Genomic DNA, 14,676 nt, shown 5'->3' with positions numbered 1-14,676 from the left:
TTGTTTTAAAAGGCACAAGTTTATCGATGATCTACCAAAAAACGACCTAAAGAAACGTTATTTGATGTTGTTCGCCTTTTTAATGTAAAGCTCTATTGCCCCTGTCATAGAAGGTGCATTTGGTAATGGCGCCTCTATGTCCAATATTAAGTCTGCATCCTTAACAGCCTTGGCTGTAGTAGGTCCGAAAGCTGCTATCCGAGTTTTATTTTGTTTAAATTCCGGAAAATTTACCAGCAGTGAATTGATCCCTGAAGGGCTGAAGAACGCCAGTATATCATAATATACATTTTCCAGGTCTGACAGATCACTCGCTACGGTTCGATAGATTATTGCTTCAGTATAATTGAACCCATTTCCACTCAAAAAATCAGGAATATCATTTTTTCTGATATCAGAGCATGGAAACAGATATTTCTCATTCTTATGCTTTTTAAGTATCTCGATCAGGTCCGTAGCGGTACGGTGCCCGGTGAATATCTTCCGTTTCCTAATAACAATATATTTCTGAAGGTAGTTAGAGGTTTGCTCTGAGATACAAAAATATTTCATATCTGCAGGCATCTCCACTTTCATCTCCTCACATATCTTAAAGAAATGATCTACAGCGTTCCTACTTGTGAAAATGATAGCTGTATGCTTCAGTATATCAATTTTTTGCTGCCTAAACTCTTTGATAGACACTGGGTCGACCTGAATAAATGGCCTGAAGTCTATCTTAAGCTTATACTTTTCTGCCAGCTTAAAATATGGCGAATTTTCATCATTAGGTTTTGGCTGAGAAACGAGAATGCTCTTAACAGGAAGCATTCTATCTTTCACTTGATCGGTCATAACTTCACTCAACAGTTACTCTTAGCTAATCAGAATGGTTGATTTAATCCTAAATACAGAAGCATCACAAACGGAATAACTTCAGTGCCGCAAAGGTATGAAAATAAATGTAAAATTTTGTAGGAGGCCGTGCTCAATAATTTAAAAAACAAAATAAGCACCCGAAGACCCATAAAAACGAATATTACGTTGAGTACTCCTTTATAGTAAGCGGGCGATAATATCTCAAATCCATAATATGAGAATATAATAATGAGCAAGCCAATGGTAAATATAAATAATGTCAGCCTCATGTAATTGATAAAATGTGAAACTGAAAAATTTCCAAGCCTGAACAAGGCCGACATATTACTTACAAGTAGTAGTTTGGCTATAAACCAACCAAAAAGGATAAGGGATAGCTTTGCCCATTTCCACATGCCATCCAGAAAACTCCTGGGGTAAAACAGCGATGTTTCCATATGGATGTTTCCCGCATTGCTAATAAATATGAGCACCAATGCTATCAAAAAGCTCAGGTACAGGTAAAACAACAGATTTACCTGGTTAAGAGGCCTGCTTTTTATAAGGTTTTCATCACTCTCACGCAGTGATAATGCTTTGGAGGCTTTAAAAAAATCTGTTAACGTTCTGGGAAAATAATTATACAGAGCCGCAAGAAATGCAGCTATAACAATGAGCCCTCCCACCATAAAGTTCTGAAATAGATTTTCGCCACGCGGCTTGATCACAATGACATTTTCTACCAATGGGATAGGTCTTGAGGGCATCATTCTGATCACTTCTGCACTAATGCTAAATATGTTGAGGTTCTTATTATACAGGGCTATATGTAAAATTGGATCTTTATATGCACGAGAGAGGCTATCGAGGGAATAATATGCTTCGATAGCCACTATATCTACTATATTATTGTTGATAAACACTGAAAGGGGCTTGTCACTTGTAATTTTCAGCAAGCTGTTTGAATACTGTGCCGGTGCTATATCGAAGTGAACGGTATTCTCCTTAAACAAGCTGCGACTTACAAGAGGCAAATAGCTCTTGCTGCTCTTATCATAAAAAAACCAGTCATGACTAAGATCCTTCACCACAGTAGTATCTGCAGCAAAACTGTTTTCTGTCAACAAGCCGATCAGGCAATAGATAATGACGAATAAAAGCTTTCTTACCACCATGCTTAAATTTGATTGCAATTTATCAGAATTTAGCTACATAACCGAAATGAAACTTTGAAATACGCAGACTTAATGGCTGCTCTTCAGATCTACCTAAGGCGTATGCAAGGCTAACTACCCCGGCTTTGGTGGCGAAATTTATGCCGGCACCGATCCCCAGGGGATAATCTTCAAATTGACTTTCTCCCGTATTAAAGTAAAGATAGGACTGATCATAAAAAATGAAAAGCCAGGAATCTGTTGCATAAAAAAGTCGCAGTTCCAAATTGGAAAGTACATAATCAGAGGCGTAGAAGTAGTTTTCATTGAATCCTCTAAGGCTGCGAAGCCCTCCCAACCTGAAAAGATCGTTCAAAAATAATTGGTCGTTAATTATTTTACCTCCCCTGATTCGCTGGTGAAAAACCACATGCCTGACAACAGGTATAAAGTAACCATAGCTTGCCTCTAATTGATATTGTACGGAATTCAGGTCCAATCCTTCATATACCTCTGCGGGTAGCGCCAAATTTCTCCTTATTTTTTTTGAACCAACTGCAGCTTCTACTTCTATTTCCATACCTACCCTTTTATTTCGTTGGTCGTGAAAGCGAGCGTTAGTATAGCCAACCCCATAATAGTTAATATTAAAATCACTGATGCCGGGTAAAGTCATGGTGTTCTCAAACTTTTTAGTGCTAAGAAGCCTGGAGGTCTTCCACCGGGTAAAGAAAGAAAATTCGTTTGCAGACCTTCTATAGTTAAAAGCAACCAGCCCGGTTCGGTTTATAAACGTAGTATCTTCCTTGAGTAATTCAAATGAGGTTCTGAGATGCAGCGGAGACCTGACCAGGTTAGGGTGTTGATAGCTGATATATAAAAATTGTGACAAAGGCTTTAATCTTTGCCATTCCACCGTCAACTGCTTTCCACTGTTAAAGAGGTTAACCAGACTTAAGTCAAATTGACCTGTAACCATCAAGCTTCCATTGTTTTGGGCATTGGGCAGAAAACCTATGACACCATCAACGCGATTTGCGTTAATGTTTTTTAGCTTCAGTGTAATACTCGCCATACTATTTTGAAAGGCAACCTGCACTGGGGCTGTGAGTTCTACAAAAGTAAGCGCTTCGAGCCGGGATTCGATCCTGCTTACAGTACTTTGATCAAATACACCACCGTAATGAATGTTAAGATAAGAGGCAAGCCATTCGCTTTTAACCCTATCCGTACCCTCAATAACCAGGGAATCATAAGTAATGAGCGGCCCGCCTGAATACTGCAGGATGGCCTGTATATGACTACCCTGAATCGCAATTGAATCCATTTTGATGGAGGCGAAGGGGTAGCCGGTATTCTCGCTAAGATCGATTACTCTCTTAAACAGCTTTGAAAGCTCATTATATCTGAAAGGCTTATCTATAAAAAACCTCTCTCTAAAGCCTGTTTTGCTTAACAGGACTTCGGGAACGTTACCTTTCCTGAGGGCGGCCCACTCATATTGACTCCCCGCTTCAACGTGAATGTAAACCACACTATCCCTCCAACTCACCGAACGAATCTCCGTGGCCAAATATCCTTCCGAATACAGACGAGCACGAAGATCATTTACCATTCTGAGGGCCGCTAAGGAATCCGTTACTTGTTGGCTCAAAGGCTGGAATTTTTCGATAAGCCTGGTTGTTGGATCTGAGGCGGCATATTTTAATGCGATCTGGCCATGACCAATGCTTACGGTGAGCAAGAGACATAAAGAGAGATATAGTGACTTTCTTATCAAATATTAGTTATAGTTTTACACGTTCAACTTAGTAACAACACTTTGGCTGGCATTTACATTCATATTCCTTTTTGCAAACAAGCCTGTCATTACTGCGACTTTCATTTCAGCACCAATCAAAAATATGTGAATGAAATGACAGACGCCTTATGCACGGAATTAAAATTGCAAAAAGACTACCTGGAAAATGAGATGATCGGCAGCATATATTTTGGAGGAGGAACACCCTCTTTGTTAAATAAAAAGCAGCTCGTGCAACTCTTAGCCAGTGTCAAAATGTTTTATAATGTATCGGAAGAATCTGAAATAACCCTAGAGGCTAATCCTGACGATCTTAATAGTGAAAAGCTGGACATGCTTTTCAATGCAGGTGTCAACAGGCTTAGTATTGGAATTCAGTCCTTTAACCAAGAGACGTTAAAATTTTTAAATCGGGCACACACCAGTAATCAGGCTGTTGAATGCATTGCGGCTGCACGAAAAGCCGGCTTCAGCAATATAAGTATAGACCTGATCTATGCCATCCTATACGGGGACCATCAGTTGTGGAAAGCGGACCTGGCTATGGCTTTGGAGATAGCGCCTGAACATATTTCCTCCTATTGCCTGACTATTGAACCTAAAACTGTTTTTGGAAATTGGCTAAAAAAAGGGAGTATTCCTGCAGTAGAAGAGGAATACGCTGCTCAGCAGTTTGAGATACTCATTGAAACCCTCACTAATGCCGGCTATGAGCAGTATGAGGTGTCTAATTTTTCAAAGCCAGGGTACCATTCCAGGCATAATTCCAGCTATTGGAAACAGGAAAAATATTTGGGTGTCGGACCCAGCGCTCATTCCTACAATGGAGACGTAAGGCAATTCAATGTCAATAATAATGGGAAATATCTTAAGGCGCTATCCCAGGAGGAAGTACCGTTTGAAGTAGATGAATTAGGCACTGCAGAAAAAATTAATGAGTACTTGTTGACCACTTTGCGCACAAAATGGGGCGCCAATCTAGAAAAGTTAATTAGCGAGTGGAATTATGACCTCAACAGCATTCAACGTAACTATCTTAATCAACTTTTCGAAAAAAAATATGCTATTATTGAGGATGGGCATCTGAAATTGACAAGTAGTGGGCTGCTTCTTGCAGATCGGATATCTTCGGATCTATTCAAAGATTAGTATGGAAATAATCCTTCGTCATAACAAAATGGCCTACACGGCTGACCTGTCACAGCCAATTGACATCTCTATACCCTTGCAAAATGGCACCCAAAATCCAAACTGCTACTATGCTGACCCTGTTGAATTTAGCACGATCCGCTCGGGAGATTTTGTGGGCAGCGTAGCTGAAGGGGGAACAGTTAACTACCAATCGGTAAAATTAACACCGCATGGTAATGGTACACATACTGAATGTTACGGGCACATCTCGCCCGGACACGTTACTCTTAATGAATGCCTGAAGTCATTTCATTTTATAGCACAGCTTATTAGCGTGACACCGGAACGGAGAGGTGGAGATCAGGTCGTGCTTCTAAAAGATATTGAACCCCAATTGGCGGACGGAGTAGAGGCCCTTATAATCAGAACGCTCCCAAATGAGTCAACAAAGCTAAAACGACAATATTCAGGAACAAACCCTCCATACCTGGAAGGTGAAATTGGAAATTTTTTAAAAGAAAAGGGTGTTAAGCACTTACTGGTAGACCTGCCCTCGGTTGACAGAGAAGTAGACCAGGGTGTGCTTGCTGTACACAGGTCTTTTTGGGATATAACCGGGGATATTAGAAGGGACGCTACAATTACGGAGCTGATTTATATTAATAATTTAATCTCGGATGGTATTTATTTGCTTAATCTTCAGATTACCAGCCTTGAAATGGATGCAAGTCCGAGTAAGCCGGTGCTTTTTAATCTGAAGTCTTAGCTTTTGAAAATATTTTTTCTTTTTTTGCCATAGAAAGTGACTCTAATGACCAGCGAAGAGAAGAAGGTATATTTATTACTCAAATCGGTAATTTTCCACTATCACGGGCTTGATGAGGAAGAACGTCAGGGCATTTTGGAGAGTGCCGATGAGATCGATGGCCGTGAAGAACTCAAGTGGGTAAATGAGTTTATTTCACAAGATTATTTCAACTCATTCGAAAGGGCCCGGGAATACCTTAATGATATTGTAGGGGACTACCCTCTCGATAAAAGGATTTTCTATATCGAAATGGTGTGGAAAGCCAACAGTAAAAAGGGCTATGTCACTGAACTAGAGGCTACAGCCATGCTTAAGCTGGCCCGCGACTGGAATGTAGAGGCCGAACTTATTGAGATCATTAAAAAAATGTCTCAATCATAAGCTCATCATCTCTTTAAACTTTGCTGCCTGACGCCTGCTCACCTCTACTTTATCGCCTCCACGTAATTTCACCATTAGCCCACCATTAAACCAAGGTTCAATGCCTTCAACCCAACTGAGATTGACAATATGCTTTCTACTGGCTCTAAAAAAACTTCTGGGATCCAGCTTTTCATCAAGTGCATTGAGAGACTTATGGATCATTGGCCTGTTATTGTCAAAAAAGACTTTAATATAATTTCCATCAGACTCAAACAGCCTGATATTAGACAAGCTTACAAACCAGCATTTATCTCCGTCTTTAACGAACACCTGATCTTCCAAACAAAGTTTTTTGCTATTTATCAGATCACTTGAAACGGTCTTTGATTTTAACGTAAGCTTATTGATGCTTTCATTCAGTCGCTCCGTCTGAATGGGTTTAAGCAAATAATCGAGTGCATTGACCTCAAAAGCCTTAAGTGCAAACTCATCATAGGCAGTGGTAAAAATAACTTGTGGCACGTTGTCAAGCATTTCTAACATCTCAAAACCCGTCTTTCCCGGCATCTGAATATCCAGAAACAACAAGTCGGGACTCAATGTATTTACAAGCTCAATGGCCTCATCTGCATTAGTGGCTTCGCCTACCACTTCTATTTGACTATAATCTTGTAGCAAGTTGATCAATTCCTTTCTAGCAAGTCTTTCGTCATCTATTATTAATACTTTCATAGTCTATTTTTGTATAGGTATCTCAGCTTTTACAGGTTTTTCTATATGTTTAATTATTTTGAGGGATAACCAGTTCCGTTAACACTGTATTTTTTGTTTCATTAAAAATCTTCAGGTAAGCTTCTTCCCGATAGAGCAATTTAAGCCTTTGTCTCGTATTTCTCAGCCCGAGCCCGCCTTTTCCTTCTGCCTTAGTACCGTTTACGGCTTTAAAGTGTCCACTGTTTCTTATTTGTATTTTTAATTGAGAATCCGTAACAAAAGTTCGTAGTTTTATGAAACCTCCCTCTTTCAGCTTCGATATACCATGTTTAATACCATTTTCAACTAACGTTTGCAGCATTAGCGGTGGCACTAAAAATTTATAGGAATCCGGATGGATATCAAATTCCATTTTCAATCTTTCTTCAAATCTGATGCTTTCCAGGCTCAGATAATCCTTTACTGTTTTGAACTCATCACCAAAATTGGTCAGCCGCTTTTTATCAGAGATCAATGAGTTCCGCAATATATTTGAAAGCTGTGTAATAGCATTCTTAGATTTCCCCGGGTTTTCATCTACCAAAGCACGGATACTATTCAGCGCATTGAAAATAAAGTGAGGGTTTAACTGCGATTTCAGATTACTCAACTCAATCTCATTTAAAGCAGCTTCGTGTTGTAGAGAAAGATTATACCTTTCAAAGTAATGATAGATAAAATACAAAACTGACCACAAAAAGAAAATCAAACCATACACCATGGTGTGTCCCGCTATTTCGGTCAGCTTCCAGGCTTGTGGATTATAGGCATCCAATGGCAGGCTGATAACGATCCGGGCAAAATACACGACCTGCCCCAAAATAGACACCGCCAGTATAATCCTGGGAATTAGCCTGGCCATGTTAAAGGCTAGCCAGCCCCACCTAACGATCAGATTTCTAAAAATGTGTGTCAGAAAGAGGAAAGTCAGGGCCTCCAATATCCAGAACATAAGCTGGTTGGTTTTTATGGGCTGAGTGCCAATAAAAATAAACCCCACAATCTGCACGATGGCAAACAGCGTCCACCCTCCTATTTGCAATGACCAATATAACTTATGCTTGTTCACTCGACATACCTCCTTCCGCTTCTGCAACTACAGAAGCCATTAGAGTAAAATTAATGAATATTCTGTTCTTGAAGCCTAAATTTTTGATCAGTGGATTTAATTCTCCCTCCAGTGGAATTTGCTTCGAGCTATTTACCGAAATGTGTGTCCAGGAGGCTTGAATTGCACCGGATGATCCCTATCTTCAAGCTTTTATATCAAACTCCCTTTGGTGAAATAAAATAGGATCAATTAACTACCGGCTCCTGATTTTGCTTATACCCGGGAAAAATTTCAGCCATCCGTACGCACCAGGAACAGGAAAAGAAATACGGCCAGCAGTATCAATAGCCAGGAAACTGCATTTAAAATCTTCTTCTGGCGGGGAAATACTTCGTTTTTGAGCAGCCCCATAACTATGAAGGCAAGGCCGGCAGAAATATATAAAGACGCCTCCCAAAAATCAGCGGTATATATTTGATAAAATGAGAAGGCCACCATAAGCCCTCCCATCAGATATTGAATAGATAAGCCCTTCATACTGTTACGTCATTAGCCTTATGTTTGGGGATAAATTTTCTGATGATCAAACGGGTACCTTTATCATAGGTAAAGTAATTCCACACCCAATTACTGAACACAATAAGCCTGTTGCGAAAGCCAATGATCGATATCAAATGTACAAACATCCAGATCATCCAGGCAAACAGCCCTCCGAACCTTAGTTTACCCAAATCAACTACTGCCTTATTTCTACCTATAGTGGCCATCGAGCCTTTGTCATAATACTGGAAAGGCTTCATTGGTTTGCTCTTAAGCATTCTTTTGAGATTCTTTGCCAGGTTGTTTCCCTGCTGTATAGCAACGGGAGCGAGCATAGGGTGACCATACGGGTAATCTTTGGATTTCATTAGCGCAATGTCGCCTATGGCGTATATATCATCATAATCCAGCAACCGGTTATACTCATCCACCAACAGCCGTGCTTTTTCGATGGATGTAGGAGCGATACCATCAGGATAATTGCCTTTGACCCCTGCCGCCCATATTAAGGTATGGGTCTTAATACTAGAACCATTGCTGAGCTCAGCCACCAGCCCATCGTATGAAGTAACCATGGTACTGAGCCGAACCTGAACATCAAACTTTTTTAAATATTTGATGGCTTTCCGTGAAGCGAACTCAGACATTCCCCCAAGTAGGCGAGATGTGCCCTCGAGCAGTATGATATTCATATGATCAAAATCGAGATCCGGATAATCTGAGGGCAGCACATTCTTCTTCAGCTCCCCGAGAGCTCCTGCTACTTCCACACCGGTAGGGCCGCCTCCAACAATTACAATATTCATCATTGACTCCAGTTGGTCAGCATCAGTTGTAACGGTAGCAGCTTCAAAGTTTTGCAAAATATGGCTTCTCAGATCAAGGGCCTGGGGGATTTGCTTCAATGGAAATGCATGGGTCATAATGGAATCATTGCCAAAGAAGTTGGTCCTGGAACCGGTAGCTATCACCAGGTGGTCGTAGGACATAGCGCCTATTTCCGTCTCAATGTATTTTTCTTTTGCATGTATGACATGAACCTCTGCCATTCGGAAATAAAAATTCTTTATTGACTCTAACTGCTTTCGAAGCGGCCCTGCTATGGAGTCAGGCTCCAGGCCCGCAGTAGCCACCTGGTAAAGCAGGGGCTGAAAGGTATGGTAGTTATTCCGATCAAATAAAACTATCTGGAGTGGCAGATTACTAAGCTTTTTTACCAGTGTAATACCTGCAAAACCGCCTCCGAGAATCACCAGTCTCGGATATTCTGTTTCTGGTATTGGAATTTTTTTGATGTGTTCTGATACCATGAGCATGCCTTTTGTGATAGCCGGTGTAATATTAGCAAAAGACAATAGAACGAGTGATTAATCGGCAGGTAAAATTTTTTTATTTTATACTATGGGAACTCTTTTCTACAAATATGCCTTTTAAGGATAAGCAATAATTCATAGTTGATAATTTTCAAGGTTTTGGTTGAATGAGAAGTGCCGCTGAAAAGCGGCACTTTCTATCATTTTAGGGATTCGAAGAATTTCATGGCACTTTGCCCAAGGTGGGTCGCCAGTATTTTTTTACATTCCGCACTCTCCATAAACCCCGATCTAAAAAACTCTGCCATAACGGGTGCCCAGTCACTACCCTTGGGCATGATGATTCCAAATTTTTCATTAGTATCGTCACCGGCCGCATGTCTGACGATAGATTTACCATCTCTAAGTGCTTCAAAATAATATATAAAGTCTATGTTAGTGAATTTGTTTGGCTCGGATGCCACCCGCTGTACCACTTCACTGTTTGTATTGACATACTCAATTTTCATTGCCGGATAATACTTTTTTTTCCAGGCCAGCAACGAACTCTCATTGCTGGAATTGCGGACGGTAAGAGCTATCATATTTTCAAACTTGGAAGGAAGTTCCTGCAAACTACCTAGTGCAGGAGCCGCAGCATTACTGACCAGCATGGAAACATTGGTAATGAAGGGCGGGCTGATCTCATAGATCCCTTTTCGTTTTTCCGTAATAGTAGTGGTGTTAAGACCAAAAACTCCTCCCCTGGACTCTTTAACAACCTTCAGAAACTCCGGATAGTTACTATAGTGATTAGCCACCGGATCTATTTTAAGTGTAACATTATGTTTCTCTTTCACAAACAACTCAAACTGCTTCATAATGTCGACACATACCCCCGTAAAGCTGCCATCTTTCTGCATGGTTACAAATCCGGGGGCATTGGAGTAGACATAATAGATACTCGCACTGCCTTTGGCCTTGGCACTCGCAAAGGTATCCCCATTGTATTGGGCGCAAATTGCGGATGTACAGAAAAACAATATAACAGATAAGGAGTATCGCATAATTTACTTTAAGGTATCCAAAAATTTCATAGCACTTTGCCCCAGGTTAGTAGCAACAATCTTTTTGTATTCAACACTGCCAACAAATGAATTCATAAACTCTTCAAGTAGCGGAGCCCAATCGTTGCTCTTGGGCATAATAATGCCAAACTGTTCAGTGCTCTCATCTCCACCAGGGTGTCTTTTAACAGGTAGTCGATTCTGAATTGCTTCAAAGTAGTAAGTGAAGTCTACATTTGTAAAAGCTTTGGGATCATTGATGACCCTTTGCATAGCATCACCGAAAGAAGGCACATACTCGATCGTTAGACTTGGGTAATACTTCCTTTTTATTTCCTGAATGGTTTTCTCGTTAGTGGAATTTTTGATGGTAACGGCTGTCATACCCGCAAACTTATCAGCGATCTCGCTGATGTTGTTCATGGTAGGAACGGAATTGTGTGTCAGCACCATACCGATATTGGTAATATAAGGAGGGCTGAAGCTATACATTTTCTTCCGGGCGTCTGTTATTGTTGTATTACTCAAGCCAAAAACCCCGCCATGAGCCTTATTTACTTCATCAAGAAAAAGCGTGAAGTTGTTTGGGTCTTTAGCCTCGTAGGCCATATTTACTTGAATACCATGTTTTTGTTCTATGAATTCTTCGAACTTCCGCATGATATCGACAGTAATACCGACCATCGCACCATTTTTCTTCGCCGCGAAGCCAGGGCTTTCAGCATAGGTAAGCACCCAATTAGCAGATCCTTTTGCCTTTGCGGCCGCATAGGTATCGCCTTTTAGTTGAGCAAATAAGTTAAAGGGGTTAACAGCCAGAAAGACAACAACAAAGAGTCTAAATAACTTCTTAAGGTTTAAATTTTTCATTACAGTTCAGGTATTTTACTACCTAAAAGTAATTTATTTTTTCAAAAATCCAAGAAAACGAGGAGTTTAACGAAGCTCTATTTCAACTCTGGTTCTAAGAATTTAGCGGTATAGCTTTTCTTATTCTTAATAACTTCTTCAGGTGTTCCGGAGCAAACAATGGTACCTCCTCCGTTGCCTCCCTCCGGCCCGAGGTCAACGATGTAATCGGCTACTTTTATCACGTCCATATTGTGTTCGATGATGAGTACGGTATTTCCCTTATCTACCAAACGGTTGAGCACGTCCAGCAGGTGCTGAATGTCCTGGAAGTGCAATCCGGTGGTAGGTTCATCAAGGATATAGAGTGTTTTGCCGGTATCCTTTTTGGACAACTCTGTAGATAGCTTCACTCTTTGGGCCTCCCCACCGGACAAAGTGGTAGCATGCTGCCCTAAAGAGATATAACCGAGGCCTACATCATTTAATGTTTTTATCTTTCGGACGATTTTTGGTTGATTTTCAAAAAAATCCACGGCCTCCTCTACGGTCATTTCCAGCACATCCGATATGGATTTTCCTTTAAATCGCACCTCCAGGGTTTCACGGTTATAGCGCTTGCCCTTGCAGGTTTCACAAGGCACATGCACATCCGGTAGAAAATCCATCTCTATCAACCGAAGTCCGGCGCCTTCGCAGGTTTCGCAACGACCGCCTTTCACGTTGAATGAAAACCTGCCAGGTTTGTAGCCTCTGATCTTTGCCTCCGGCAATTCGGCAAACAAGGAGCGGATGTCTGTAAATACTCCAGTGTATGTAGCCGGGTTAGATCGTGGGGTCCGACCAATTGGCGACTGGTCTACCTCTATTACTTTATCGAGATGTTCAAGACCCTTTATTTTGTCGTATTCCAAAGGTTCTTTTCTTGAGCGATAGAACTTCTGGTTTAAAATAGGGAAGAGCGTATCGTGGATCAATGTTGACTTGCCGCTTCCGGAAACTCCGGTTATGAGCGTTAAAGTACCCAGTGGGATCTCGAGATCTACATTTTTCAGATTGTGCCCTTTGGCACCTGTAAGTTTTAAATGTTTTCCATTTCCGGATCTTCTCTCTTCAGGCAGCTCGATATTACGCTTTCCTTTGAGGTAATCGGCTGTGGCACTGTTTTGCTTTAGAAATTCCTTAGGTGTACCCTGAGCCACAATATGCCCACCGTGACGACCGGCACCAGGGCCAATATCGATCACATAATCTGATTCCAGCATCATATCCTTGTCATGCTCAACAACGATCACGGAATTGCCCAGATCGCGCAAGTCTTTCAGTGCCTTGATAAGCTTTACATTATCCCTCTGATGTAATCCAATACTTGGCTCATCGAGAATGTATAAAACTCCTACTAGTTGGGTGCCTATTTGTGTTGCCAGTCTGATCCGCTGTGCTTCACCACCGGAGAGTGTCCTTAACGGCCTGTTGAGGTGCAGGTAGTCCAGTCCTACATCCAACAAAAAGCCAATACGCTTTCTAATTTCCTTCAAAACTTCAGCGGCAATGACATTTTGCTTATCCGACAACCGCAATTCAAGACCATCAAACCATGTCCATAACGTTTTAATATCATATTGGGCCAGTTGGGCAATATTTTGATGATCTATTAAAAAATGTAGAGCTTCTTTTTTTAACCTGGCGCCATTGCATTCAGGGCAGGTTACGGAGATAGTGAAATCATTCACCCATTGCTGAATCTTATCGGAACCACCTTCTCGTTGCTTTTCCAGAAAATTAATAATGCCTTCGAACTTTGTATTCCAATCGGTGCCCGGATACTTCACTGATTTGACGGCAACTGGTACAGCATCTCCATGCAAAAGCGTTTTCAGCACCTCTTCAGGGATATCTTTTATAGGAGTAGTCAGGTTAACTTTATATCTTTTAAGAATTGCCTCGATCTTTTTAAAGATCCAGATGTCTCGAAATTCGCCCAACGGAAGGATACCTCCCCTGCTGATACTCAATGACTTATCAGGAATAACAGACTCCTCAGTGATCTCTTCTATCACGCCAAGGCCGTTACATTTAGGGCAAGCTCCATAGGGAGAATTAAATGAAAAGGTATTTGGTGCCGGCTCGTCATATGACAACCCGGACTTCGGATCCATCAGGTATTTTGAAAAGTGATGTATCTGGTTTTCCTGATCAAGAAGCATCAGTACTCCCTCTCCCTGTTTCAGCGCTGTTCCCAGCGACTGGCTGATCCTGTAGCGGTCGTTCTGATCGACAACGATTCGATCTATTACAATTTCAATATCGTGGGTCTTGTATCGATCGACCTGCATTTTTGGCGCCAGCTCCTGTAGTTCCCCATCCACTCTAACTTTAGAATATCCACTTTTCCTGATCTGCTGGAACAACTCACGGTAGTGACCCTTCCTTCCTTTTACCACTGGAGCCAGAATAGTCAGCTTTTGGCCTTCAAAAGCGTTAAAAATATGATCCAGGATCTGATCTTCAGACTGCCGTACCATTTTTTCTCCTGTAATATAGGAGTAGGCCTCACCCGCGCGGGCGAAAAGAAGTCGCATAAAATCGTAAATCTCAGTAACCGTGCCTACTGTAGATCGGGGATTTCTGGATGTAGTTTTTTGCTCGATAGAAATCACCGGGCTCAACCCATTGATCTTATCCACGTCCGGCCTTTCAAGGTTCCCGATAAAAGAACGGGCATAGGCGCTGAAGCTCTCCATGTATCTGCGCTGTCCTTCGGCATAGATGGTATCAAAGGCAAGCGATGATTTACCACTGCCACTGATACCGGTGATCACTACCAATTTATTTCTGGGAAAAGTAAGGTTGACATTTTTCAGGTTGTGCTCGCGCGCCCCTATAATTTCGATGTTGTCATAGCCTGTTATATCGTGCTCGTCCCCTTGTTTCATTACATCCTCGTCAGTGATCATAGGCTATTGTGCGGCTAAAAGTTTGGCAATCCACAAAATTGGACTTTCAGATAGTTAAATGCAACTGCTGGTG

13 protein-coding genes are annotated in these 14,676 nt (G+C 41.4%); 3 read left to right on the top strand and 10 right to left on the bottom strand.

Annotated elements, in window-relative coordinates; genetic code table 11:
- Positions 1–57: 57 nt before the first annotated feature.
- Genes C900_RS18925 through C900_RS18915 form a run of 3 tightly spaced genes read right to left on the bottom strand, consistent with a single transcriptional unit; the run spans position 58 to position 3,771 of the window.
- Positions 58–834: a uroporphyrinogen-III synthase gene (locus tag C900_RS18925; RefSeq protein ID WP_040497105.1), complete on the bottom strand. Its 777-nt coding sequence runs from the start codon at positions 832–834 to the stop codon at positions 58–60.
- 29 nt (positions 835–863) lie between these two features.
- On the bottom strand, positions 864–2,030 hold the full coding sequence (locus C900_RS18920; RefSeq protein WP_157494079.1) for a DUF4271 domain-containing protein: 1,167 nt from the start codon (positions 2,028–2,030) through the stop codon (positions 864–866).
- 4 nt (positions 2,031–2,034) lie between these two features.
- The gene (locus C900_RS18915) at positions 2,035–3,771 is read right to left on the bottom strand and encodes a BamA/TamA family outer membrane protein (protein ID WP_157494078.1); all 1,737 of its coding nucleotides are present in this window, start codon (positions 3,769–3,771) and stop codon (positions 2,035–2,037) included.
- A gap of 42 nt (positions 3,772–3,813) precedes the next feature.
- Here C900_RS18915 and hemW point away from each other — a divergent pair, with 42 nt between their 5' ends.
- Genes hemW through C900_RS18900 form a run of 3 tightly spaced genes read left to right on the top strand, consistent with a single transcriptional unit; the run spans position 3,814 to position 6,112 of the window.
- Positions 3,814–4,941 carry a radical SAM family heme chaperone HemW gene (gene hemW, locus C900_RS18910; protein WP_040497104.1) on the top strand — a complete coding sequence of 376 codons (1,128 nt, stop codon included), beginning with the start codon at positions 3,814–3,816 and terminating at the stop codon, positions 4,939–4,941.
- A gap of 1 nt (position 4,942) precedes the next feature.
- On the top strand, positions 4,943–5,689 hold the full coding sequence (locus C900_RS18905) for a cyclase family protein (protein ID WP_040497103.1): 747 nt from the start codon (positions 4,943–4,945) through the stop codon (positions 5,687–5,689).
- A gap of 45 nt (positions 5,690–5,734) precedes the next feature.
- Complete coding sequence (locus tag C900_RS18900) at positions 5,735–6,112, top strand: hypothetical protein (RefSeq protein WP_009581771.1); 378 nt, start codon at positions 5,735–5,737, stop codon at positions 6,110–6,112.
- Here C900_RS18900 and C900_RS18895 read toward each other — a convergent pair.
- The 7 genes from C900_RS18895 to uvrA all read right to left on the bottom strand — a co-directional run bounded on the left by C900_RS18895 (position 6,107) and on the right by uvrA (position 14,603).
- Positions 6,107–6,826, bottom strand: a complete 720-nt coding sequence (locus tag C900_RS18895; RefSeq protein ID WP_009581770.1) for a LytR/AlgR family response regulator transcription factor — start codon at positions 6,824–6,826, stop codon at positions 6,107–6,109. The genes C900_RS18900 and C900_RS18895 overlap by 6 nt on opposite strands.
- Positions 6,827–6,875: 49 nt before the next feature.
- A complete protein-coding gene (locus C900_RS18890; RefSeq protein ID WP_040497102.1) occupies positions 6,876–7,916 on the bottom strand; it encodes a sensor histidine kinase in 1,041 nt (346 codons plus the stop codon).
- Between the two features lie 273 nt (positions 7,917–8,189).
- Complete coding sequence (locus C900_RS18885) at positions 8,190–8,435, bottom strand: hypothetical protein (protein ID WP_009581768.1); 246 nt, start codon at positions 8,433–8,435, stop codon at positions 8,190–8,192.
- Positions 8,432–9,793: an NAD(P)/FAD-dependent oxidoreductase gene (locus C900_RS18880; RefSeq protein WP_009581767.1), complete on the bottom strand. Its 1,362-nt coding sequence runs from the start codon at positions 9,791–9,793 to the stop codon at positions 8,432–8,434. The genes C900_RS18885 and C900_RS18880 overlap by 4 nt, the downstream gene beginning before the upstream one ends.
- A gap of 158 nt (positions 9,794–9,951) precedes the next feature.
- Complete coding sequence (locus C900_RS18875) at positions 9,952–10,797, bottom strand: substrate-binding periplasmic protein (protein ID WP_040497101.1); 846 nt, start codon at positions 10,795–10,797, stop codon at positions 9,952–9,954.
- A 3-nt stretch (positions 10,798–10,800) separates the two neighbouring features.
- Entirely contained in the window at positions 10,801–11,667 is an 867-nt protein-coding gene (locus C900_RS18870) for a substrate-binding periplasmic protein (RefSeq protein WP_009581765.1), read from the bottom strand.
- A 77-nt stretch (positions 11,668–11,744) separates the two neighbouring features.
- Positions 11,745–14,603 carry an excinuclease ABC subunit UvrA gene (uvrA, locus tag C900_RS18865; protein WP_009581764.1) on the bottom strand — a complete coding sequence of 953 codons (2,859 nt, stop codon included), beginning with the start codon at positions 14,601–14,603 and terminating at the stop codon, positions 11,745–11,747.
- Between the last annotated feature and the right edge of the window lie 73 nt (positions 14,604–14,676).

This window comes from Fulvivirga imtechensis AK7, assembly GCF_000331535.1.
Taxonomy (GTDB): Bacteria; Bacteroidota; Bacteroidia; order Cytophagales; family Cyclobacteriaceae; genus Fulvivirga; species Fulvivirga imtechensis.
Note: the sequence above shows the minus strand (reverse complement) of the source record. Positions and strands in the feature narration are given on the sequence as shown.